General features: G+C 58.1%; 22 protein-coding genes and 2 pseudogenes. 8 read left to right on the plus strand and 16 right to left on the minus strand.

Annotated elements, in window-relative coordinates:
- Positions 1-157: 157 nt before the first annotated feature.
- The 8 genes and pseudogenes from ACVTFQ_RS25795 to ACVTFQ_RS25830 all read right to left on the minus strand — a co-directional run bounded on the left by ACVTFQ_RS25795 (position 158) and on the right by ACVTFQ_RS25830 (position 4,482).
- Positions 158-874, minus strand: coding sequence for an Eco29kI family restriction endonuclease (locus tag ACVTFQ_RS25795; protein WP_112436419.1), 717 nt, complete (start codon positions 872-874; stop codon positions 158-160).
- The gene (locus ACVTFQ_RS25800; RefSeq protein ID WP_111563885.1) at positions 871-2,025 is read right to left on the minus strand and encodes a DNA cytosine methyltransferase; all 1,155 of its coding nucleotides are present in this window, start codon (positions 2,023-2,025) and stop codon (positions 871-873) included. The genes ACVTFQ_RS25795 and ACVTFQ_RS25800 overlap by 4 nt, the downstream gene beginning before the upstream one ends.
- A complete protein-coding gene (locus ACVTFQ_RS25805) occupies positions 2,012-2,437 on the minus strand; it encodes a very short patch repair endonuclease (RefSeq protein ID WP_470424191.1) in 426 nt (141 codons plus the stop codon). Before ACVTFQ_RS25805 ends, ACVTFQ_RS25800 begins: the two co-directional genes overlap by 14 nt.
- A gap of 36 nt (positions 2,438-2,473) precedes the next feature.
- Positions 2,474-3,067: a nucleotidyl transferase AbiEii/AbiGii toxin family protein gene (locus ACVTFQ_RS25810; protein ID WP_283193735.1), complete on the minus strand. Its 594-nt coding sequence runs from the start codon at positions 3,065-3,067 to the stop codon at positions 2,474-2,476.
- 122 nt (positions 3,068-3,189) lie between these two features.
- Positions 3,190-3,453 (minus strand): hypothetical protein, encoded by a 264-nt coding sequence (locus tag ACVTFQ_RS25815; RefSeq protein ID WP_111563888.1) that lies wholly within the window; start codon positions 3,451-3,453, stop codon positions 3,190-3,192.
- A gap of 355 nt (positions 3,454-3,808) precedes the next feature.
- The gene (locus ACVTFQ_RS25820; RefSeq protein WP_470424643.1) at positions 3,809-3,934 is read right to left on the minus strand and encodes a hypothetical protein; all 126 of its coding nucleotides are present in this window, start codon (positions 3,932-3,934) and stop codon (positions 3,809-3,811) included.
- 142 nt (positions 3,935-4,076) lie between these two features.
- Positions 4,077-4,295: pseudogene (locus ACVTFQ_RS25825) on the minus strand (hypothetical protein); the annotation flags it as partial.
- Entirely contained in the window at positions 4,225-4,482 is a 258-nt protein-coding gene (locus ACVTFQ_RS25830) for a helix-turn-helix domain-containing protein (RefSeq protein ID WP_146618518.1), read from the minus strand. The gene ACVTFQ_RS25830 and the pseudogene ACVTFQ_RS25825, both read right to left, overlap by 71 nt.
- Before the next feature lie 296 nt (positions 4,483-4,778).
- Between ACVTFQ_RS25830 and ACVTFQ_RS25835 the strand changes: the two genes are divergently transcribed.
- A complete protein-coding gene (locus ACVTFQ_RS25835) occupies positions 4,779-5,747 on the plus strand; it encodes a flagellin N-terminal helical domain-containing protein (RefSeq protein ID WP_470424192.1) in 969 nt (322 codons plus the stop codon).
- A 148-nt stretch (positions 5,748-5,895) separates the two neighbouring features.
- On the opposite strand, the gene ACVTFQ_RS25840 is transcribed toward ACVTFQ_RS25835, so the two are convergent.
- Together ACVTFQ_RS25840 and ACVTFQ_RS25845 are read right to left on the minus strand one after the other, a co-directional pair.
- A complete protein-coding gene (locus ACVTFQ_RS25840; protein ID WP_470424602.1) occupies positions 5,896-6,507 on the minus strand; it encodes an RES family NAD+ phosphorylase in 612 nt (203 codons plus the stop codon).
- A 74-nt stretch (positions 6,508-6,581) separates the two neighbouring features.
- Positions 6,582-7,019: an MbcA/ParS/Xre antitoxin family protein gene (locus ACVTFQ_RS25845; RefSeq protein WP_111563891.1), complete on the minus strand. Its 438-nt coding sequence runs from the start codon at positions 7,017-7,019 to the stop codon at positions 6,582-6,584.
- Positions 7,020-7,882: 863 nt separating this feature from the next.
- Here ACVTFQ_RS25845 and ACVTFQ_RS25850 point away from each other — a divergent pair.
- Positions 7,883-9,178: a diguanylate cyclase gene (locus ACVTFQ_RS25850; protein WP_470424193.1), complete on the plus strand. Its 1,296-nt coding sequence runs from the start codon at positions 7,883-7,885 to the stop codon at positions 9,176-9,178.
- Between the two features lie 266 nt (positions 9,179-9,444).
- Here the strand turns inward: ACVTFQ_RS25850 and ACVTFQ_RS25855 are convergent, their stop codons facing one another.
- Both ACVTFQ_RS25855 and ACVTFQ_RS25860 read right to left on the minus strand, forming a co-directional pair.
- A complete protein-coding gene (locus ACVTFQ_RS25855; RefSeq protein WP_112436411.1) occupies positions 9,445-9,690 on the minus strand; it encodes a hypothetical protein in 246 nt (81 codons plus the stop codon).
- A gap of 159 nt (positions 9,691-9,849) precedes the next feature.
- Positions 9,850-9,980, minus strand: a pseudogene (locus tag ACVTFQ_RS25860) (non-homologous end joining protein Ku); the annotation flags it as partial.
- A gap of 264 nt (positions 9,981-10,244) precedes the next feature.
- On the opposite strand from ACVTFQ_RS25860, the gene ACVTFQ_RS25865 reads away from it, so the two are divergent.
- The 4 genes from ACVTFQ_RS25865 (at position 10,245) to ACVTFQ_RS25880 (ending at position 14,546) form a co-directional block, all read left to right on the plus strand.
- On the plus strand, positions 10,245-10,943 hold the full coding sequence (locus tag ACVTFQ_RS25865; RefSeq protein ID WP_112949246.1) for a glycosyltransferase: 699 nt from the start codon (positions 10,245-10,247) through the stop codon (positions 10,941-10,943).
- A gap of 78 nt (positions 10,944-11,021) precedes the next feature.
- Positions 11,022-11,522 (plus strand): acyltransferase, encoded by a 501-nt coding sequence (locus ACVTFQ_RS25870; protein ID WP_413396422.1) that lies wholly within the window; start codon positions 11,022-11,024, stop codon positions 11,520-11,522.
- 10 nt (positions 11,523-11,532) lie between these two features.
- Positions 11,533-12,396: a 3-deoxy-manno-octulosonate cytidylyltransferase gene (locus ACVTFQ_RS25875; protein ID WP_470424194.1), complete on the plus strand. Its 864-nt coding sequence runs from the start codon at positions 11,533-11,535 to the stop codon at positions 12,394-12,396.
- A 974-nt stretch (positions 12,397-13,370) separates the two neighbouring features.
- Positions 13,371-14,546, plus strand: a complete 1,176-nt coding sequence (locus ACVTFQ_RS25880; protein ID WP_470424195.1) for a GGDEF domain-containing protein — start codon at positions 13,371-13,373, stop codon at positions 14,544-14,546.
- A gap of 340 nt (positions 14,547-14,886) precedes the next feature.
- On the opposite strand, the gene ACVTFQ_RS25885 is transcribed toward ACVTFQ_RS25880, so the two are convergent.
- Positions 14,887-16,398, minus strand: coding sequence for a mechanosensitive ion channel family protein (locus tag ACVTFQ_RS25885; protein ID WP_112436069.1), 1,512 nt, complete (start codon positions 16,396-16,398; stop codon positions 14,887-14,889).
- A 413-nt stretch (positions 16,399-16,811) separates the two neighbouring features.
- Here ACVTFQ_RS25885 and ACVTFQ_RS25890 point away from each other — a divergent pair, with 413 nt between their 5' ends.
- Positions 16,812-17,801 (plus strand): FecR family protein, encoded by a 990-nt coding sequence (locus tag ACVTFQ_RS25890; protein ID WP_470424196.1) that lies wholly within the window; start codon positions 16,812-16,814, stop codon positions 17,799-17,801.
- A 772-nt stretch (positions 17,802-18,573) separates the two neighbouring features.
- On the opposite strand, the gene ACVTFQ_RS25895 is transcribed toward ACVTFQ_RS25890, so the two are convergent.
- Positions 18,574-18,927 (minus strand): hypothetical protein, encoded by a 354-nt coding sequence (locus ACVTFQ_RS25895; protein WP_146618519.1) that lies wholly within the window; start codon positions 18,925-18,927, stop codon positions 18,574-18,576.
- A 563-nt stretch (positions 18,928-19,490) separates the two neighbouring features.
- Positions 19,491-20,045: a TetR/AcrR family transcriptional regulator gene (locus tag ACVTFQ_RS25900; RefSeq protein ID WP_470424197.1), complete on the minus strand. Its 555-nt coding sequence runs from the start codon at positions 20,043-20,045 to the stop codon at positions 19,491-19,493.
- Between the two features lie 44 nt (positions 20,046-20,089).
- Here ACVTFQ_RS25900 and ACVTFQ_RS25905 point away from each other — a divergent pair, with 44 nt between their 5' ends.
- A complete protein-coding gene (locus tag ACVTFQ_RS25905; protein WP_413397186.1) occupies positions 20,090-20,674 on the plus strand; it encodes a dihydrofolate reductase family protein in 585 nt (194 codons plus the stop codon).
- 943 nt (positions 20,675-21,617) lie between these two features.
- Here ACVTFQ_RS25905 and ACVTFQ_RS25910 read toward each other — a convergent pair.
- On the minus strand, positions 21,618-21,806 hold the full coding sequence (locus ACVTFQ_RS25910; RefSeq protein WP_162724571.1) for a hypothetical protein: 189 nt from the start codon (positions 21,804-21,806) through the stop codon (positions 21,618-21,620).
- Positions 21,807-21,876: the final 70 nt, after the last annotated feature.

A 21,876-nucleotide genomic window follows, 5' to 3' on the forward strand; every position in this document is an offset into this window, starting at 1 on the left:
GTAAGTAGAAGAAGCGCCGGCTCGGGTAGCCGCCCTTGCCGGCGATGGGGGATGGATCGAAGACACGCTCCCTAAATCACGCATGATGGTTTCGACGTTTCCCGGCCGCTGCGCAGTGTTTATACGATCTCTTACCGTCATTTGCCCGCTGACGGTATCAGATATGATCCGTTGTTCCGAGATGACGTAGGCCATCATCCGCGCCCTGCTCGGCTTCTCCTTGTTCTTCCGCCTGTTGTTCCTCCACCACCCGGGGCAGTCGCTTCATGGGTCGGTTGTTTAGATAGTCGTCCACTCGCTCGGCGAGGAACTCCTCGGATAAGCCGCTGTCCGCGAGCTTCTCCGCGAACCTTCGGCCGGGATGCAGTACGTCCCAGGGAGACTTGTACTGCGTGGCGCGACGACGTCCAGGATCCTTGTTGCCAAAACCATCCAAGGCCCGGTTCCAAACTGGCTTGTAGGTCTCGATGAGCATGTTTTCGCCCAGCGGGATCCAGATGTCGTCCACCACCAGGTGCCGAACCGCGAAGTCGGCGATGGAAAGATTTGTCGCCTGGTCGATCGAGGAAGCATGCTGTCCCAAGCGGTCGAGAAGCGGCTTCCCAGCCAGGGCGTCAGCCGAGATTCCGCCTTTTCGACCGCCCTTGGGAATGGCCTTGCCGACATAGATCGGCTGCGCGAACTTCCCGTCCAGGTTCCTCGCCGCGATCGTCGCGTAAGCGGGGAAATGACCGAAATAATAGATCGCGTAGACACCCGCCCCACGAACATCACTGAGTTGGTCGAAGCCCACCGCCTGTCGCGATAGCAACTCCGTCTCGATGCTTCGGGCAAGATTGATTTTGTCTAGCGGATTGTAGGGTCCACCATTCATGCGGCGGCCTTTAAATGCGCCGCCACGGAACCACCGACCACTTTCGCCAGGTTCACCGGAACGGCGTTGCCCAGTTGCCGCATGGTTTCGCTCCACGATCCGTGGAACACATAATCGTCGGGGAACGTCTGAAGGCGAGCGCTCTCGCGCACCGTGAAGTATCGCACGGTCCCGTCTGGTCTCAACAGCATGTTCTCGCCGCCAGGAACCCCGTGCACACCGGCCTTCAACGTCTTGGCGGGCTCGTGCAACGGACTACCGGTGTGTCCTGGATACGAGCGCGCCCCATGCTGGGCCTTATGGTTGTGGATTGGCATGTCCGAATGGGCGCGCCCTGGTTCCGGCAATGATGAAATCGCCTCATGCACGGTCATCCAAGCAAGTTCCCCCGGTGCGCGGTCGGGATCAAGGCGGGAGGTGTCGATCCCGAGGGCAGGGCGATCCTTTTTCGCGATCAGGGCTCGATCCCAATAAGCTCCGGAGGCCTTGTCCCAGATGAGCGCCTCGCGCGAGTGCGTCGGTCGCGGGAAACTCCAGGAAATGCCAAGGTCTTCCCGGAAACCAACGAAGAAGACGCGTTCGCGTCGCTGCGGCACCCCAAAGTCGGCGGCGTTCAACAGTTGCGTTACAACCCGGTAGTTCAGCCCATCGTGGCTGCCGCTGCTGTGATGTTGTTCCAGTCTCGCGAAGTGGTCCGGCCAAGGCTCGTCGACCCTCTTGACGATCTCCGGATGTTCAAGCTGCAGTCGGATATATTCAAAGTAATTGCTGAAGGTCGCCCGTGTCAGCCCCTTTACGTTCTCGAACACGAACGCACTGGGCCGCGCTTCGCGCACCGCCCTGATTGCCTGGGGAAACATGTCACGGGCATCATCATAGGCGGCGTGCTTTCCGCCCATGGAAAACGGTTGGCAGGGTGGACCTCCGGAAACAAGACTGATCTTGCCCTCGAACCGCGAGAAATCGGACTGGCGGACGTCGCCTTCAACCACTTTCCAGCCCTTTACCGCGTTCACGCCACGAGCCTGGTTTTCCCGGATGGTGTCGCAGCAATAGCGGTCCCACTCGAAGACGTTCGCTGGACGAAACCCAGCCGAGTGCAGGCCCAGCCCAAGGCCTCCGGCTCCGGCGAACAATTCAATCGACTTCATCGCAGAGAAACCCCACCACTTTTTGCTCGACCGCGACCATGTCACGCAGCTCACATTCCCATATCACCAGGCTGTCCCATCCAGCCCGACGAAGCAGTTCCATAGTCTCGCCATCACGCTCGGCGTTGCGTTCAAGCTTTGGTTTCCAGAAATCGAGCCTCGATTTAGGCATGCGCGCGAGGGCGCAGTCCGAATCGGCGTGGCGATGCCAGAAACAGCCGTGAATGAATATCACCTTCCGCCGACCAGAAAAGACTATATCCGGCCTGCCCGGAATGTTCTTCCCATGAAGACGGTACCGGAACCCGAGGGAATGAACGAGCCCTCGAACCTTCATCTCGGGTTTCGTGTTCTTGTTCTTGATCCGCGCCATTCGAGCGGAGCGGGCGGCCGGGGTCAGGGTATCAGTCATCCCGGCGATATTCGTTCCTCTTGGCGATATACACGGTCACTTCGGAGAGGGCGTCGTTCCAACCTTGTTGGTCGACGCCGGATCGTAAGCGCAGACAGCCTCGAGAAGCTTGATCGTGATCGCGCGACCTTGGCTTGGGATGTGGGAGAAATTCTCACGAAAAAGAAGACTGCCCATCAGCGTTTTTGCAAGCCGGTGGTCCATCTTTTCCGCGACTTCCAGAGCAACGGCAGCGCGTTCCTTTAACGGCGCGAGCGCGTCGAGAAGGCACTGCTCGCCAAACGCCTCTACGATACAGGCTATGTCGAACATGTCGCGCGGTTGCATAGATGAACCGCGATGGTAGATTTTCTTCGCAACGATTTCGGCGGGGGTTTCGAGAGCCACCGACACGCCCCGCACAGGGACCATTGTCGTCGGATAGTCAGTCAATGCGGGAGCGCAGATGAAATCGATCTCGCCTACGCCCGCAAATACTATCTTGAGTGCCTTCGTCCCGTCTGTTTCGTAATCGTCGGGGTTCAGGTCCAATGTGTAGCCTTGGACCTGTGGATTGAGGTAAGGAAGGAGTTGAGGATCGTCGATAAATATATCCACGTCGAAACTTTCCCGTTGATCGATCTGGAGCATCAAGGCGGTTCCTCCGCCAAAGCTCCAATCGTCAACGAGCTTAAATTCGCGATTGGCTTGATTTATGATCGCTACTGCCTGATCAAACAGGCTTTCCCACTGACTTTTAGACGGCGAGACCACTAAGCGGCCAACGCCATCGAGTATCCTGCGAGAGCAGAGAATTTCCGCGCAATCTCAGCCGCTTCGGAACGATCAATATGCATTTCGTTCAGAAACGAATTCTGAAGGCCTTCATCGACCTCGGAGTAGAAGGAAAATGCTGACGGATCGAAATTTTCGACGCTTGCTGGATCGGAAATCTTTGCAGCCAATTGCTCGGCCGAAAGGTTCGTCCCATAGGGAGCGTTCACCGTCGACAGAACCTTGATTGCCACACTGGACATCGTTTTCACCGCGATCTTTCAATATTCCTATATAATACATAGGCCTGCACGACGCAAGGATCTATTGAGATGGCAACATCCGACCCCATAGAAGCTCAACCTTTACATGGGTAGCGGCTATTCAAAAGCAACAACGCTGGGTCCTGCTATATCAGATGTCGCTGCGGAAGTAGAAGATATCGAACTTCCGCTCAATCGTCGGCGTGAATGGCTCGTCGCCTGCCAGCACGTCTTCGATAGGTTCCTTCGGCTTGGCCGAGGCTCGTTCTTGCTGTTGTCTTTTCGCGCGATGCCTGAAGCAACACTGCGCTTGATCGACTGCGCTATTTCGGTCTTGCTGACCCGAGTAGTGCCTCTAGGTTCCGAACAGAATATGGGTCTCACCCACGGATTCCGATCGCAACTGATCAATGCCCTTGGTGAGTTCCTGGTCTTGTAGGCTTACCAGCTTTAGCAGGACGAGGATATCTTGGCTCGTCATGAACACTGTCCTCTGTCCTAGGACTGAGGACAAGTCCATCTGATATAACTTGGGAACCGATTGATGTACGAAGAACATCCGATATACGAGCGGCGAAGATAAGGTCAATCAATCTGTCGGGATTAGGGGCAACTTCGCCCCGACGCTCGCACCGGTCGCACAGATACAGCAAGTTCATATAGATGTACCCGGCCGCCACCTCTGCCATTTTCTTGTTCGCCAGACGCTCTCGAAACAGCATACAAAGAGCGGCGGAGGAAAAGTCATCGACGGTTTGTTCAACCCAGATTTCAAGATCGCCTCGCGAACTGCCCGTATCTGGAGGAACTGATCGGAACAAACCGTTCGCCAGCGACATCATTCAGCAGTTGTGAGAGACTTGACCAACGCCTGTAGATCGTCGACGGGGTCACGTCCGCACGCGCGGCAATCATGGCGATCGTGAGTTCTTCCTCGGGCCGCTCGGCCATCAGATCCTTTACTGCTTTATGAACCGCGATTTGTATACGCTCGCTGCGTCCACCGGGTCGGATCAGAGTTCTAGCCATATGCAATATCCTTGAGCATCAGCTTCACCTAGCACAAGCACCTGCGCATACGAAGAGATCACGGCAATTGGTGAAACCTCATGGCCGCACGGAAGCGACCGGCTCGGGAAGCTCGAGCACGCGTCGTCAAGGTGTGAGGAAAGCACCACCTCGCTGACGTCGCGCCCTGACTTGCATGTTTTTTTGCTTAATGAGGTAAGAATTTTTTAAGCGACTTTCGGCGATAAAATTCATCTCAAAGATGCGTGAAGCATCATCATCCCTACTCGCGATTTCCATGTTCATCTGAGATTCGGATGTCGTCCATCAATTCCAACAGTTCCGCCGATATTGCCCTCCAGACACTCCGAGCAGTTGCCTCGGACCTCACGGAGACACAACGCAAAGTTTCAACCGGGTTTCGCGTCGAGCGAGCTTCCGACAATGCCGCTTATTGGTCGATCGCCACGAAGATGCGCTCCGACAACGAAGCACTCTCAGCCGTCAGCGACGCGTTGGGCCTCGGCGCCGCCATGGTCGACACCGCATATGCGGGCATGAGCCAGGCGATCGATGTCATGTCGGAGATCAAGGCGAGGTTCGTTGCCGCCACCGAGAACGGCGTTGACAAGGCGAAGGTCAACGACGAGCTGAGCCAACTCAAGAATCAACTACGCGCCATCGCCGTCTCCGCATCCTTTTCAGGACAGAACTGGCTTTATATCAATTCAACGGCAGACAACGTGGACCGTTCCATCGCCGCTGGCATTGCCCGCGATACGAGCGGCGCGGTTTCCGTCCAAACGATGACTTACGATCTCAACTCCGCCTGGGATACGCCCGACGTCTCCTTTCTAATCGATGATGAGAGTGGAGATTCCGGGATCATCACGAATTCCGCCTTCGCCGATAGGCTGGGGACCGCGAGCGATTGGGTCCTGTTCAATGGCGCGCGCCATCAATCGCATCGTGAGATGGAGTTGTCCGAGGACACGACAAACGACGAGATCCAGGAAATGTTGGTCGTTACCGAGGCCATGGTGTCGAAGATGACCGAGGTGGCCTTGCGCCTAGGATCGTTGTCATCACGCATCGGCATTCAGGAGAGATTTATCGGCGATCTACGGGACTCGCTGTCGTCTGGCATTGGGCAATTGGTTGATGCGGATATGGAAGAAGAATCGTCAAAACTAGCCGCGAAGCAGACGCAGCGGAAACTAGCGATACAATCTCTCTCGATCGCCAACAGCGCGCCAGGAAACCTGCTCAATTTGTTTAGCGCATAAGCCCGCCCAAATTTTCTCATTCATCCGAAGCGTTGGGAGCCACCACGTTCCCGGTTTGGACAACTGTTTCCTCGAGAGCATGGCCCCTTGGGCTTTGGAAAGTTGCCAAACCATCGAGATATATCGCGTTCGTCATATGTACGATCGCCTAAAGCCTCGAAATTTCCGGTTCTGGAGAACCCTGCCATTCGATCCTCCATGTTCCACCTTGGCGTAGGTTTTGGATCAAGGAAGGATGGAACGCCACGAGGCATGTCCCACCCGGTGATCTGACGGAAGGATAGATTAGACCTGGGCTGTCCTTTTCCACGCGTAGCCATCTGGCCAGCGCCTGCCCCGCGGGATATGCGATGGCGGGGTCGGCCGTTAAACTGTTATCTGTTGAAAAAGCATCACCGCGAAGGTCGTGGAATTGCCCGATGAAATCAGCTAGCAGCTCCGCGTAGTCCGTGACGTTCTCAAACCGGTCGATCGCCGCAAGTTCTTTTGTGAGGTGAAAAGTGACCTCGGCTAAGGCCGTTTCCGCTTGAAAGGCACAATACCATGCGCCGCGCTCGTCATCGTTGAACCGGCTGCCGCCAGGTCGAGTGTATGTGAAGGCGGCATTGATGAACGTATGGCCTGGGCGGCCAAACACAAGTTCTTTCCGATCGAGATCCAGCAAACCACCTTCCTGAGCCTGGAGCCGGCTGCTGGTGGCCCCCTCCAGCTCGGCCAAATCCTCCATGGCATCATGAGTGGGCGCCAGTTCCAGCAACACTGGCTCCTTGAGCCTAGCTGTCGGTATCAGGCGTACGGTATCTCGCTGAACGATGTCCGTGCGAGCAGGCTCGATCACAGACCACCCCGCAATGCATCAACATGGCGTCGCACCAGAAGCAGCTTCGGGATGCCACCTTCAATCATGACGTCAATCGGCCGGCGCCCTTCGAAAAGCGGTCCCTTGTTTGGAAGTCTGATCCATTCGTCGGCAAGGGTTTCAGAGAAAAGCAGTCGTAGCGCCTTGAAAATACCAATCAGGGCACTAACCCTCGTCAATGTGTCTTGCGAAAGACTTCCGCTCCACTCACCTTTCTTCATTCTGAACCACGTGCGCTCCGAAACATCACCCATCAGTGCGCAAACCTCGACGCTGGTTAAGCGCCAGATCTTGGCCAATCGAACGACGCCAGATACCGCTGCCGGGGTCAGCCGTCCACGCGTCCCTTCGTCGCCGAGGTTTACAGGTGACTGTGGAACACCATTATCATGAATTGCTTGCGCTACGACCATGTCAGCCTCCGTTGACAATCAATATACTGCCAATTGGCAGAATTTCAAGGCTCACGATCAGTCGCGGAGGATGCGCGGCTGTCACGCAGCTCGTCGACATTCGAGGCAACCGGCGTCCTACGGGTCACGCCCGTCGCCTTTAACGTTCCCGAACGGTCGGTGATGCGCGTTGGTCCGACGACCGACGAGACCGGCGCGACATGGGCCGCTAAATGGCCGAGGCCGTGGCGGCTGCGGGAAAAGCCGGAACGGATCGGCCTGACCGCTCTACTTCCAGACTAGCGGCCTATCGTCTTCACCTGGCGCGGCAAGCGCCGTCGGTAACGCGGGCAGGCGGCCAGGACTACCAGGTTCTGGATGTCGGGGCCCGAAAAGATCAGCAGGTTGCGGCAGGACACCATATCCATGCGCGAGAACAGCGGGGCTCGGATCAGGCTTTACGGCGAGAAGATGGACAGCTCCCGCACATCGACACAGAGGATGTAGCTTAGCCATCTCTTCGGAAGAAAAGATCACGCCGATCCTCCGAGACGCCCCTCCAGGAGATGCTCGCCATAACGAGCCTGACGTGCGACGGGCAGGGCCAGCTCGTCAATATTCTTGGGCGAGATCTCTACCTTTGGCTTGATCGAGACATCGCGAAATACTCACCGTTTGGCCCGGTTCAAGATCAAGACCACCAATCCGCGAGCGCTGAGGAAACAATTGGGAGGCGTGCCGCGTCGCCCGGCAATAAGCCCATCTCGCATATCGCCACTGGCGCTCAGTGAGGGTTGCCTCGCGCTGGAGCCTCCTCGCACCTTGATTATGATCTCCTAAAGCACAAGTTACGCCGTGCAGCTCTTGTGTATGGAGGAGAGAAAGTGGCGCAAGCCTCTACGGCCGACGATCCTGAGACCCGCCTGGCGCTTTTTGATTTTGCCTTCGAGAACGCTCCAATCGGGATCGCTCTCGTGGATCTCGGGGGGCGCATCATTCGCGGCAACGCCGCTTTCGCCAAGCTTCTATCGCTTCCTATCGACAAGGTGCTCGGGACACATTTCAAGGACTTCACCCACCCAGACGATATCGAGGCAGACCTGATCCTGTTCCAGCAGGTCCTGCGGGGAAAACGGGACGGATACACGATCGAGAAGCGCTATCTAAGACCCTTCGGCGAAATCGTTCACGTCCTGATCCACGTGGCCGCGATGCGCAATGCCGATGGTGAGGTTGTACGCTTTATATCCCAGATCGAAGACATCACGCGCCACAAGGAGCATGAGCGTCAGCTTGCCGAGCGGGCAGCGCAGCTTGAACTGGCCCTTGAGGCCGTCCGTGGTGGCTTCTGGCAGATGGACATCCTCACCGGCAAGTTTGAGACGTCCGATCGACTGGCTCAATTTATCGGCGGGCCGACCGCCGCGCGGCTCGACCTCGAGCGCTACGTCAACAGGGTCAACGTCAATGATGGCGCCCAGGCGGATCTGACGCCGCTGATCACAGGTAAGCTCGATCAGAATGTCGCGGAGTATCGTCTGGAGACCGTTCAGGGCGAACGCTGGATGCGCTGTGATCGCCGACTTTTACGCGATAGCGACGGTCGGCCAGTGAAAATTGTCGGAATGGCCATCGATTTCACCGAGGAGCGACGCCGGATCGAGATGCTGGAGGAGACGGCGCGAACGGATGCGTTGACAGGGTTGCTAAACCGGCGTGGGCTGTCGATCGAATTCGCGGCCTTGCAATCCGCCGCTGGCGTCGCTGTCCTTGCCCTCGACCTCGATGGCTTCAAGGAGGTCAACGATGCGCATGGTCATGCCATGGGAGATGTTGTCCTGAAGACCACCGCGTCGCGCCTGACGTCATCTGTCAGAGTCCAAGATCTCGTGGCACGTACCGGGGGCGATGAGTTCGTGGTGGTTATCGCGGGCGATCAACCAGCGGGGGAGGCGGCAGCTAAACGGATCCTCGCGCGGATGAGGGAACCTATCGCGATCGCCAATCATATCGCTGACGTCCGCGTGAGCATCGGCGGTATCTGGACGCCCGACAAGCGCGACGTTTCGGAACTGCTAAACGAGGCCGACGCGCTTCTTTACAATGCGAAGGCGGCCGGCAAGGACGCCGTGAGATTTCAGTCGGCGTCCAGCAGGGATGACCGCGAATATCCGAGATGAGTGCTACTTCCGCGATGTGCGTTGGATCTGTTCGATCGCTGTTGCCGGAGCGAACTAATCGCAAGGCTTTCCCAGCGTGACCACATCCACCATCAGCTCGTTACGTTCCACCCGGGGGATGCCGGTGGCGCCCACATCGACGGGCGGTTCTTGCAAGATCGCAAGCGCCTCCTCCGCGTTAGCTGCACTTTCTGTCCTACCGTGTCCAATATGTCCTGGAACAGTCTTTAGGCATCGTCGGATCCATTTGTCACGATCCTCGCTCCTCAGCTATCTATCCGCCGCTGCCGCCAGTCTTTATATGGCGCCAATAGCTGTCCAGGAAATCGCTCCTCGATCGCGGTTTCGACCATCGCGATCCTGACAAAGACCTCGCTGCTGTCACGGTCTTCGGAGGGTATGTTTTCGCTTTCGTCTTCGAGTTTCCGCATCAGCGCGAACAGTTCCTCATCGGGCATCGCGGAAAGTTGGTCCTCGAACCCCGCGGCATCAAGATCTTGTTCCTCTGCCATTGTCTCGTGGCTCCTCTGTCCTCGTTTGATTTACCGACAACGGTCTGGCCGTCAACGAGTTCAATCAAGATTGGGATATGGTGGCTGGTGTATGGCGGATTGAGGCAGATGACGATAGCGTCGATGGCCGGGACACGACTACGGTTCGTTGGCCGCAACACCCCTGCCGTGGTTGGCATTGGCGCGCCGCGTTTGGGTTTGGTGTCGGCGGCCGCACCAGCCTTGAGAAGTCCGGCACTCTCGCGGAGGGCCGCGAGCAGATCGTTTGGCTTCGAGACCTCGACCTTCTTCGCCATCGATGGTCACCGCCGGGCCTGGGCGCGTGCGGTCTGTGCGATCGCTGCAAACCGGTTTGTCCAGTCATGGCCACCGCTCGTCAGGTGCCGCCCGTATCAGTCTCCTTAACAGGCGCGCAGCGAGTGGAGAGAGGGCGAGTACGTGGGAACGCCACAAAGGTCCTGATTCTTCTCGACTTCAAGATGTTGACATTACGGTCAAGCATTCCACATCGCTCACTTTAGCTTCTGTCCTCGGACTGCATGGAGAATTGATGAATGGCCGAACTAAGAGTTTATATTGGATGGGATTCCCGCGAGGATATTGCCTACCAGGTTGCCAAGGCCACGTTGCTCAAGAACGCATCAATCGACGTCGAGGTTCACCCCATCAAGCTGCAGGAGCTGGTCGATCGTGGTGTTTACACCCGTGAAGTCGATCCTCTGGCTTCGACCGAGTTCACCTATTCCCGTTTCTTCACGCCCTGGCTCGCCGGTTACAAGGGCTGGGCGCTGTTTTGCGACTGCGACTTCCTGTTCTTCGGCGATGTCGCCGACCTCCTGCGCTACAAGGACGACAGCAAGGCCGTCGCCTGCGTTCATCACGACTATACGCCCAAGGAGGGCGTGAAGATGGATGGCAAGGTGCAGACCAATTACCCTCGCAAGAACTGGTCCTCGTTCATGCTGTTCAATTGCGAGCATCCTTCCACCCGCCAGCTGACACCCGAGCTCGTCAATGCACAGACCGGTGCCTATCTTCATCGTTTGCAATGGGCAAAGGACAGCGAGATCGGCGAGATACCGGAAGAATGGAACTGGCTGGAGGGGTGGAGCACCAAGCCGAGCCAAGGCCTTCCGAAGGCCGTCCACTACACCAATGGCGGCCCGTGGTTCCACAATTGGCAGGACGTCGAATACGCGGATGTCTGGCTGGAAACGGCACGCGCGCTCGACCCCCGTTTCGCGCCTGTGTGACCCGTGAACCTCGGATTTCTGGTCCGCCTCCGCGCCGCCTTGTCGGGCGGATCGCTGCGGATCGGGACGAGACCGAACATGCGGTATCTGCCAAAGCTTCGCTATCGGCACGGCAAGATCGAAATCGGTGACCGGCTCTTCACTCAAAGTGGCGTGGTCCTCGATGCGCAGAGCGGTAAGATCGAGATCGGAAACAATGTCTCGATCAACGATTACTCGATCGTGCTGGGACATGGCGGCGTCAGGATCGGCGACGGTACCAGGATCGCGGCGCATGTCGTCATTATCTCGTTCGAGCACGGCTACGAGGATGCCACGGTTCTCATCAAGGATCAGCCGATCAAAAAGGGCAGGGTGGTGATCGGCGGGGATGTCTGGATCGGCGCCGGCGCCAAGGTGCTTGCCGGCAGCAATATCGCCGACGGCTGCGTCATCGGCGCGAATAGCGTCATCAAGGGAGCGACGGAGCCGTTTGGTGTCTATGTGGGTTCCCCCGCGCGTTTGGTCAAAAAGCGTCCATTGCCCGACGCGACGGGGCCCCAAGCGATGCGGCCCGAGCTACCGAACACAAGACGCTAAGGAGAGTAGAATGATCGACAGAGACGCTCGCTTCGAGAAGGCCAACCCCGCTGCCGCTGCCGTGGAGGAGTGGAAATCCCTGCTGGCGGAGTATAGCGATGTCGTTCTGGTCGCAAACAGCGATGAAGTGGATATCGAGGAGCTGAAAAGGCGCTTTCCCGACACCACGCTCTTCATCTTCTTCAACAAGGTCTTCAAGGTTCTGAACGAACCCTTCACCCGCCATTCCATGCTCTTCTCAAGAAGCGGAACGCTGGGCGCCAATCTCGTCAAGAGCGGCAAGGTCGATAAGGTTCTGCCCTATTTCGACACCCGCACTTTTCATGGAGTGGTGAACATCAAGGCCGGACCCAACGAGCAGCTCAGCCCGGCGTCCGACTTCGGCGATGTTCATGTCAGGCACCTCGATCTGACTGATGTCTTCACGCCTTTCTATCCCCGCTCGAGCGTGCCGACGACGGGATTTGCGCTCTGCTTCTGGCTGACGACGCTCAATCTTCGCACCAGGATAACGCTGGCCGGCTTCTCTTCGAAGCGCAGCGAGCGCTATAAGGTTCTCGATGTTCACGACTGGACGTTCGAGCAGGTGCTGCTGCGACTGATGTTTCGCAAGGGCAAGATCGACATTGTCGGCCGCGATGCGTCCAACCCCTATGCCGATCTCTGCGCGCACTTTCCCGAGTATGGACCCGCCGAAGTCGCGCTGACCGCCAATGAGATTATCAACGAACGGCTCGGCAACCTGAGTTCGGTCGTCGATCGCCTGATGGATGTTACCCGCTTCCTTCGCTTCCTGGATCGGACCTGGAAGAGCGTGAAACCAAGGTCACGCAAGCAACGCCAGTGGGATTCCATGGAAAACAAGCGCCGGTGAACCGCCGGCTTGGAGGTGTCGGCGGTCGTTCGCGGCGCGGTTCCAGTTGGACCCGAGAGCCGACGACGCACCTCGGGCACGATAAACGCGCCAAAGTCGGCGTGCGACACCATCTACTTCGCCGGAGTTCGTCGCGCTGAACTTAGAAAGACTGCTGTGTTCCGGCCTTGCCGGCAATCCTGGTAAAGGCAGCGGCGATACCAATCCAAGCGGAGACAAGCGCTTCGCGCGCTTCACGAGACTACCGATGATCCTCCAACGTGATACGCACCCTCACGGCGCGGCCCATTTCGAACGGCTACCGAGGGGCGACAATCTCTGAAGGAGCATTCTCGGTGGTCGGCTGATGTCCTGATCGGGGCGCGCGCCGATTGTTCCAGGAGACCGGGCGCCGTCGCGAGACGTCCCGCGGCTTTCGGCTCTCCCAGTGCAAAGGGATCAAGCATCGGCACGGCGGGGTTCGTTCGTCTTCACATCGACTTGAGCACCTTTTCCCCGAAGACTGATTGCCTCTTGCGCATGGGCGCGGGCCTTGATGCGGCGGAGTTTGAAGCATCACGATTTTCACCCGGGCGACGCCACCGGCGAGCGGTACTCGCGGCCCCCTTGCTTTTGTCCGCCGGATTCCTGCTCGCCCCGGTGATTTGATGGAACGATTCCCTCATATGCTTGTTCAAGACGGTCTCTCACCGATTGGAAATCTACTTGCGCTTGCTTATTGTCTCATTGGGATCACTGACAGCACTCACCTGGCTTCTCGCATTCTATTTTGTACTAGAGCTGCGGATTTGACGGACCGGTCCCCAATCCGGTTGAACCGGTTTATACAAGGGTTGTTCGGCCAGGTTGAAGTTAAGCCGCCCCTGGGAATTGTCCCGTCCAAGAATTGCTGAAATATTCCCCGCTTACGTAGCCTTTGCAAAAGATTCAGCAATTCGCGGTAAGTAGGCATCGATAAATGACTTTGGTGCCAGATGACTTCCGGACTTGATCTCCCGACCGTGCTCTTTCTGCAGAAAACGTCCTATATAGCCGGGGCCTTGACCTTGGGCTATCTGCGGCGGACATCCACGGACAGTCGAGGTGTCGGGCTTCTCGCGGCAAGCTTCCTGATGCTGGCCGCGGGCGCGACCTTGGCGGGGTACGCGGAACTTTACCCAGCCCTCTACGGAACCCTCAGCCTCGTCAATATCGCATTGGCCGTGTCGGGATATGGCCTCCTGGCGTTGGCGTTCGTTCTGATCAGCAATCCAGGGCGGAAGTTCAATACATGGTACGTATTCCTTCCAGCGGCTGCGACCTTGGTGGTTGGTCTGGCGACGGATTTTCATCTGGATAACACCTACCGGGCGGCGACTTTTACCCTGCTAGGTTGTCTAACAATGGCGGCCGCTGCTTGGGTCGTGCGCCGTGATGCGTCTCGCGAGCCCCTGCCGATCCGAAAACTCGTCGCCGCGATACTCGCGGCCACCAGCCTGCTATCGTTGGTCATGGGATTGGAGTTTTCCTTCCAATCGTTCCCGGTTCTCGACGTGGTCGAGGGCTTTTCCCTCATGATACTTTCGAAGTTCGTGCTTGCCATCGCGATCGTGATGTTCATAAGCGAACGTCAGCGCGTCAAGATTCAGAAACTCGCTGACCTTGATCCTCTGACAGGGCTCCACAATCGCCGCTCCTTCAACGCGAACGCACCGAACAACCCACAGCCTGGTGACGCGGTTCTGTTTCTGGACCTTGATCATTTCAAGCAGCTCAACGACCGTCATGGGCACGCCCTGGGTGACGAAGTCCTTTCGACGATGGCCGAAGCGGTCCAATCGGTCCTGCCGCCATCCGCGTTGCTTGCACGTCACGGAGGAGAGGAGTTTGTCGTCTTCCTGCCCGCGAGCGCGGGTGACGCCCTCCTTCACGCGGAGCGGATACGCAAGACCGTCTCGGGCCTTCGCGTTTCGAGCCTCGGCTTCGAGGTCAAGGTGACCACGAGTGTCGGTATCGCGAGGGCATTGCACCATGGGTCCACCCTCCAGGAACTTTGTCGGCGCGCGGATCGCGCCTTGTACTTGGCGAAGGTCGCTGGACGAGACCGTGTTTGTGACGCTGATCGGGATATTCTTCAAAAAAAAATTCACGACCAGGGCGTGGGTTCATGACGATCCGTCCAATTAAGGGACGCGGCCCTCGGTCGTAGCCAGAACGCGGCGCGGGTCCTTGTGACATCGTGGGCGGGAGCCTGTAACTTTTCGAGTTTGTTGGAGAAACGTTCGATCACCTTGGTGGCGATGGACCCGTGCAGCTGACCCGTGCCTGTCGTTTTCCAACGACGTCCAACGGATGCACGAAGCCAACGGATGAAGCTAGGCGCAAGCCGGCGACTGGCTGGGTTCCAGTTCCTCGAAAAGTCCGGCGCGGCCAAGGGGATCCCCGCATACCGACAGCGTGGGACCAGCGCTACTAGGGTCGTAGCACCCTGGGTATCAACGACGGCCAATCTTAATTGGGTCGCGCGGAGCCACCGTGAGGCAGCTCGAACAAGTGGCGGATCCTTACGGCCAAGGAAGTCGGCTGGTTTGCCTTGGGGCCGGTGACGCCTTCCGCTAGGTGCTTCTCGGACTCGACGCGTTTCGCGAGCAACTCGCTCAGCTCCTCGGCGAGCGCGGGTCTATCATGCATGACGGTCGCCAGATGGGCGCGGGAAATCTCGTAGACCACAACGAATGTAAGCGCGCGCATGGTGGCGGGTTCGGCCGCTCCCATGAGGACGCCGCGCTCACCAAACAGATCTCCGGGCGCCAAGCGGGTCAGCTCCAAGCGCACGGGACCCGTCACGTCCTCGACGACCACGACGCCGCTCCGGACGATCATCAGGGATGTCATCGATGCGTCTTGCGGAGCGATGACGGTGTCCTTCTTGTATGTGAGACGCTGCATCGTCGAAGCAAGCGCTTCCATCTCGTCTTCGGTGAGCGTCGAGAACAGTGGGATTGAACTGAGTAGCCGCCAAGGCGTGCCAGGGTGCTTCGGAGACACTTCAAATGCTTGCCCGGCGTCGAGCTGGATGTTGGTTGAACCCGCGAACTGGATGCCCGCCGCCTTGGCGTGCCGATACACGAGGTCGTATATCTCATTCTTGGCCGTTCCGGTGCGCGCGAGGCTGGCCACCTTGAACGCAAGCTCGACCTCGATCGCCGACCCGTCCAACCCAGTGATCGACACTGAAGGAGCGGGTGTTTTGAGGATGGTGTTCGCGCTGAGGAGGACCGCCCTCATCGCTTCCTCGATGATCGCGGGAGCGCGGTTGGGCGTGACCCTGACTGTGATCTTGGCCCCGTGCACGGCATCGTTGCCCGTTAGGTTTGTTAGCCTGGCTTTCGCCAGTGCGCTATTAGGCACAATGACAAGGTCATTTGCGTCATTGAGTAAGTGCGTGGAACGCCAGTTCGTTTCGACGACTTGGCCATGTACCCCGTCCTCTAGGGCAATCCAGTCGCCGACGCTGTACGGGCGGCCAAGATTGAGAGCAATTCCCGAGAAGACGTCATTCAATGTGCTCTGAAGTGCCAGGCCGAGCACGATCGCGAAGACGCCGGAGGTGGCGATGAGTGTGCCAACGGGAAGGCTGAACACGAAGGCGATGATCGAGAGCGCCGCTCCCAGATAGATCACCGCGACCAGCAGGTCCTGAATGAGGCGTCCTTCTCTCGGCTTTCGCTCGAATATAAGGAAAAGCCTGACCGAGCTGGCGAGCACCATCGCGCTGCCTAACCACCAGGCGGACTTCGCGACGCCGATGAAGATTCGGTGCGTGAGATCCTCTGCTCGTACATCCGCTACCCAAGGAGCGACATCGTTGGCAACCAAGAGCACTGTTAGGATCGCGAAGAAAGCTATGTGAACGAAGAAGCGCAGCGCTGGTCTGCCTCTCACGACTATCCTCGCGATCACCAGGAGGCACAAAAGCGCGGTGAACTGGGCGGTTGCGTCCGACAGGATCGCGTGAAGCATCGTTAAAACCTTGGGTGTTCCACCTGTGAACCTGCAGAGTGGAGACTGAAAGCGTTTCTAGGGGAGTTCGTCAAGGAAATGTATGAACGAGGTTAGCCTTCGCAAACATCCGTCGAGCCGATCAATTGGCTAGATACAACGCCGCTCGAGCACGCCTTCATGGAGTGGTGGATCCGGCGCTAGTAACACGAAGATCGCGCTTGCATCCCAAAAAGGGCGGCACGGGCAAAACAACACTTCGCTTGGCATTGCCTCGGCGTTGGCGTTGGACCATCCGCGTCAGACTTGTAGTGGAGTATCTGGTTAATCTGGTCCGATAGCGTACAGAACCCGCTCAGTTTACAATGATTTTCACGTTTAAAGTTATTCTTAAGCTCCAGCGTGTGTAGCTTTCCCGAAGATCCGGGGGACTCATGTCTAAATTTCTCAGCGTTGTATTTTTCTTTCTCTGCGCACCGCTATTTGCGCATGCATCCGACAATGATTGGCAGGTGGCCAAGGCAACCAGCCAGGTTAAGTATTCCATTGATCAGAAGCAGTGGAGCGACCTGCATGCCGGGGATGTCGTTCCGGACAAGGCATGGATCTCAACTGGCCCTCGAGGACGTGTTCAACTTGTGCGGGGCGTGGAGCGTATTGGGCTGCAGCCGAACACCATGGCCGCGGTCACAACCAGGCCTGGCGGGTTTTTTTCTCCTCGAAAAACCGAGATTGTTCAGCAGGTGGGGGTGCTTGACCTCGAAATTGTGAAGCGAAGCCAACCACACACCACCGTTCAGACACCCTACCTGGCAGCAGTGGTCAAGGGAACGATCTTCCATGTGACGGTCGACAAGTCCAAGGCGTCAGTCACGGTCGACCGTGGACTGGTGCAGGTGACGTCGTTCGCTAGTGGTCAACGTGCCGATGTGGGTCCTCGCCAGAGCGCGACGGTGGGAAGGGAAACCGGCATGCAAGTCGCTGGAGCCGCTTCAAAGCCCTCTATAAAATCGGTCGCGACATTGGTCGCCGTCGTTCCGGCCGTGGGTACCAAGGAGCTTTCCGGGAAGCCCGACGCAGCATCCGACCGGCGGGACAAGTCGCGGAAAGGCCGCGAAGACGCCGGCGCCAACTCGTCTGACGATGGAAGGGGAAAAGGTAATTCCGGCAACGGCAATGGGAATGGGAATGGGAATGGGGGCGGCAAGGGAAGCGGCGGCGGAAACGGCGGTGGACATGGGAATGGAAACGGCGGCGGTAACAGTGGCGCCGGTGGAAATGGCGACGGTGGAGGTCGCGGCAATAGTGGCGGAAGCAGCAACGGCGGTGGCGGAAACGGCAACGCGGGAGCCAATGGCGGCGGCAACGGCAACGGAAATGGCGGTGGACACGGTAACGGTGGCGGAAACGGAAAAGGCAGGTAGTTGACCGCGCCATTTACCCAAGCGTTGACTGGCGAGGGGCATGCTGAGCTCGGGTGCCAACGGATCAACCACCTTTAGTCAATGCACGGATCACGAAAGCGCCGGTCGCGGTAGTCCTCCTTAACCTACGGCGAGGACCGATGACCTCGCCGCCGATATGCGTGAAGCGTGCATTGTCCGGCTCCGGGCTCTGTCATCGAAGTTGACGCGGCCTGATCGAGCGCATCCTTGAACGGCCCGCTATGAACCGCCGGTGCCAAATCGCGCGTCACTGCTCCGCTCATGGCCGATTACGACCAACCTCTCGTTTTCGACGCGTCTATTTTCAGCTGTCACCTCTACAGCGTGAACGATACTCGCGGGCGCAATGCCTTACGAAGATGCGTTCGGATCCCGTGAACCCAGCCACTCTGTCAACCTGTCATCATGCTCGTGAACTTCTTTGAAAGAGTTTGATTGGTCCGGTGAGGCAACGAGGAAGCTTGTCGGAAATGGCGTTGGATAGGCGGTTCGGCGTTTTTTGGAAGATGTCCCTGCCGACGAAGCCGGCCGCGATGAGAACACTGAAATAGCCCAAGCATGGAGGCATGCGGCACCGCGTGTTTATGCATTCCTCCCGAAAATAGCGCTGGCGAATTGATCCCGGCCTGCTGCTCGATCCCGAACCAGGTTTGTGGCTAACGGAAATCGTCCACGGGTGCGCCAATGGTCTGACGTCTCCTCGGACTGAAGTCGGAGGTGAGACTTTTCGTGGAACTCAAAGACCAGGCAATCATTTTACTGCGGTCCAATAACCCGAGGTAAACCTTCCATGAAAAAAACTATCCTTGCGATCGCTCTGGCTGTTTCGTCCATCATTGCCGTCCCAGCGGCTTCCTACGCGGACACCGTCGTTATCCGGACCGATGACGGTCCCCGTCCGCATCGTGGCTGGGAGCGTGGCCACCACCGTGGCTGGGATAATGATCGGAGAGCTCGCCTTGTGCATGAGGATTTTCGCCGCCACCCGTCTTGCTTCACGAAACGGGTTGTAACCTATCGGCATGGTGAGCGAGTCACGCGCACGACCAAGGTCTGCCGCTAACTGAAGCCAGGTTCTCCCCACGGAGCCGGAAAGGAAATCCACTTTCCGGCTCCGTGATTTTGGCACCTCCGCGCGAGGCTGCCATCGTTGGTGGTGCGCCAGCCGACGATGCCACACCTGACGCTGGCGGGAGGGCATTCATGCCGCCTCGCGTTTCCCGCGCAAGCCATTCCTTCAGAAAACCCTTCTCCCAACCTCTTTCCGTGGCCGAGGCGCTATTTACCCTTTCACTCTGGGGGAAGGAAGTTACCGGGATCCCCGTTCAGACGGTCCGGCGAAGGCCAAGGCTGCTCGTTCGTAGGGGATGTCTTCCATACCTCCTACCCGCGGTGTGATGTCAAAACACTAGCGACCGGACGCCGCTCGGTGAGGGCAACGCCCGCGGATGCCTTGGTCAGATTTACGCGGAAGCTTTCGCGCCCGCGCTCTTACCGGCGATTCATCTCTGCTGACGCGTGCCCCAGCTATTTCCGGACATAGCGTTCGTCGACCTCGGCCGAAACAGACGAGGCCCGCTCTCAGCGAATGTCAGGAAAACTTGAAAGCGCGATCGATCTCGCTTGGACCGCCGCGAACGTCCGCGGCCATTGCCGCCCTTCTCGCAGTCAATCGCTTTGCAACCAAGCCTCCAGGGCTTGCCGGATCGCGCGATCAGCGGGCACTGTCTGGTCGAACGCCCACCAGGTGTGAGCGCCCTGCCAGAGAGCGGCCATCCGCCAGCCCAAGAGCTCCGCCTCCCGCGGGTCCTCCGACAAGCGCCGCCCTAGCGCCGAAGCCAAGGCGCGACCCCACGCAGCGCCCCTTTCACGAAGTCTTGGGTTTCTTATGTCTTCGCGCAGTAAAAGAAGACCATCAGTGGCGTCACGTTCAGCCGTTTTGGGAGACATAAGACGCAGTAGGAGCTTAATGGCGCCCTCAGGCGTTGGATCCTCCTCTTTGTCCGCCGCCATTGTCTCCGCATCAAGACGATCCCAAGCCTGCAGAAGAGTTGCCTCAACCATGCGCTCACGGTTTCCGTAGCGCTGCACCAGGGTTGCCGCGGCCAAGCCCGACGCCTTCGCGGCACGTGCGAAGGTCAGACCGTCGGGGCCGGTCTTCATCATCGCCTCGAATAGAGTCTCGAGTACCTTCTCATCGGGGATTGTCTTGCGTCTCGTCATGATATTATATAAACGTACATTCATTTATAAATCAAGGGGTGACGATGGCGAGGATAGTTGGCTACATAGCAGCGAGTCTGGATGGCTTCATCGCGGACGAGAGCGACGAACTGGACTGGCTGTTTAAGTACGATGGAATGGATCTGGGGGAGCATGATTACGGCATATTCGTAAAAGGCATTCGCACGATCGTCATGGGTCGCGGCACCTACGACTTCATTGCGAAGGATCCCACACCTTGGGCCTATAACGAGCAACGGGTGATTGTCGTGACGTCGCGACCCATCCTGAATCCCAAGGGCTCGCTCGAGATTAGAGGCAATATAGATGACCTCATAGCAGAGCTTCGTGCTCTCGATGATGGTGATGTCTGGATGCTGGGTGGGGGGATGCTGCAGATGGCGTTCATGGAACGCGACGCGCTCGATGAGATCGAAATCTACATCATCCCAGAGCTCCTCGGCGGTGGTCGTCCTCTTTTCCCCTCCACCGGCTTCAGGTCGAGTCCAAGGCTGATCAGCGTCAAGAACCTCGACAAGGGATGCGTCCGGCTGCACTACCGTTTGCTCGACGCTTCGAGCTCCCTGGCACCGCTGTCTCGCGCCAAGCCAGCGGTCGATAACGCGTGAAGGGTCCGTATCCATCAAGGCGAAGACTGGCCTCCACTGGCCACGAGACAAGGCGGGCTTCAGCCTGACAACGACAGAGGCATGGGCGTTGTTCCCGCCACGCGGGACCCAACCCTTAACCAGCCCGCCGGGATCGACCACATGCAGGCCGCCGCTGCGCCGATGTCGCTCCTGACCGCCTGGTAACTTGTAGCCGATTTGGGACGTGATGTGCCGAACCCTTTCCACCTTCCCGCATGCACCGGTTCCGCTCGTCGACAAGACGGTTTGGCGAACGGCGCCGGCGGCGACGTTGGCCATCTCGCGGTCCAGATCGCGAAATGGCAACGCGCGAAAGGTGATTGCCGTTGCTTCCGGCGAGCACGATCCGCTTCTCAACGATCTAGGCGCCGATATTTTCGTCGACTACACGAAGAGGGCCGCCGAAGCAGTGGCGCACTATATGGACGAGCGCAAATGGAGTCAGCCTATCAAATAGATTGGGCGGTCCAGTCACGTACCATCCGCCCCCTGTCCCGGCGGTTCGGTTGAGGTTTGAGGGTGCGGAAGGCCGCCGGGGCGTTGAGACCTTTAGGCTCTCCGCTGCCGAGCAAGACGTTGGGAGACTATCTCGGCGAGGAGGAACCCGGTTGAACGCCGTTTGTTCCGAGCACTTTTTGACAAGACCCTGCTTCTCTTCCCTTGGCGCTCCCCTCGTGTCCAGACAAGGTCCAAAAATGGGCTGTCAGGAATTCCTATTCGTAGCAGTCATTGCGGTGTCCTTCGACCCCTTCTTCAAGCAGGGTTTCCCCCGGCCTCTGATCCGCCGTCCCGTAAATTTTCGCGATCGGTCGGCGGGCAGGGCTCTGCCCTTAACCCATGAAACTGGGCGGTCGGCCGCCCTTTGCGATTGTCTCTTTCAGCCCCCTTGGTCAACAGTTTGAGCCGCATTCAGCCCGCTAAGTTAGCCTCCAAAGATCTCCCGGAAGCCGACCACCAGAATGGTCGCGATCGGCACCGTGACGACGCTTATTAATCCCCAGAGGAAAAGACCTGCCGCGGTGCCGTTGATCGCGAAAGCGTGACGCAGCGCATTCCGGCGCAAAATCCACGGTGCAATCAAACCCAAGGAAACGCCAACTAGCCAGATCACGGTGATCACTCCATCATGTTGCATCGAAACCGGGTCGTATAAGTGCGAATACTGCCCTTCGCAACATCTT

Source organism: Rhizobium sp. O111 (genome assembly GCF_055616315.1).

Coding starts and splice junctions, on each gene's coding strand:
- ACVTFQ_RS25805 (WP_470424191.1), bottom strand. CDS start 2,437: ATGACTGATACCCTGACCCCGGCCGCCCGCTCCGCTCGAATGGCGCGG.
- ACVTFQ_RS25900 (WP_470424197.1), bottom strand. CDS start 20,045: ATGACGAGACGCAAGACAATCCCCGATGAGAAGGTACTCGAGACTCTA.
- ACVTFQ_RS25875 (WP_470424194.1), top strand. CDS start 11,533: ATGATCGACAGAGACGCTCGCTTCGAGAAGGCCAACCCCGCTGCCGCT.
- ACVTFQ_RS25880 (WP_470424195.1), top strand. CDS start 13,371: ATGACTTCCGGACTTGATCTCCCGACCGTGCTCTTTCTGCAGAAAACG.
- ACVTFQ_RS25870 (WP_413396422.1), top strand. CDS start 11,022: ATGCGGTATCTGCCAAAGCTTCGCTATCGGCACGGCAAGATCGAAATC.
- ACVTFQ_RS25815 (WP_111563888.1), bottom strand. CDS start 3,453: ATGTCCAGTGTGGCAATCAAGGTTCTGTCGACGGTGAACGCTCCCTAT.
- ACVTFQ_RS25830 (WP_146618518.1), bottom strand. CDS start 4,482: ATGGCTAGAACTCTGATCCGACCCGGTGGACGCAGCGAGCGTATACAA.
- ACVTFQ_RS25820 (WP_470424643.1), bottom strand. CDS start 3,934: ATGACGAGCCAAGATATCCTCGTCCTGCTAAAGCTGGTAAGCCTACAA.
- ACVTFQ_RS25905 (WP_413397186.1), top strand. CDS start 20,090: ATGGCGAGGATAGTTGGCTACATAGCAGCGAGTCTGGATGGCTTCATC.
- ACVTFQ_RS25810 (WP_283193735.1), bottom strand. CDS start 3,067: ATGCTCCAGATCGATCAACGGGAAAGTTTCGACGTGGATATATTTATC.
- ACVTFQ_RS25855 (WP_112436411.1), bottom strand. CDS start 9,690: ATGGCAGAGGAACAAGATCTTGATGCCGCGGGGTTCGAGGACCAACTT.
- ACVTFQ_RS25890 (WP_470424196.1), top strand. CDS start 16,812: ATGTCTAAATTTCTCAGCGTTGTATTTTTCTTTCTCTGCGCACCGCTA.
- ACVTFQ_RS25865 (WP_112949246.1), top strand. CDS start 10,245: ATGGCCGAACTAAGAGTTTATATTGGATGGGATTCCCGCGAGGATATT.
- ACVTFQ_RS25835 (WP_470424192.1), top strand. CDS start 4,779: ATGTCGTCCATCAATTCCAACAGTTCCGCCGATATTGCCCTCCAGACA.
- ACVTFQ_RS25800 (WP_111563885.1), bottom strand. CDS start 2,025: ATGAAGTCGATTGAATTGTTCGCCGGAGCCGGAGGCCTTGGGCTGGGC.
- ACVTFQ_RS25795 (WP_112436419.1), bottom strand. CDS start 874: ATGAATGGTGGACCCTACAATCCGCTAGACAAAATCAATCTTGCCCGA.
- ACVTFQ_RS25845 (WP_111563891.1), bottom strand. CDS start 7,019: ATGGTCGTAGCGCAAGCAATTCATGATAATGGTGTTCCACAGTCACCT.
- ACVTFQ_RS25885 (WP_112436069.1), bottom strand. CDS start 16,398: ATGCTTCACGCGATCCTGTCGGACGCAACCGCCCAGTTCACCGCGCTT.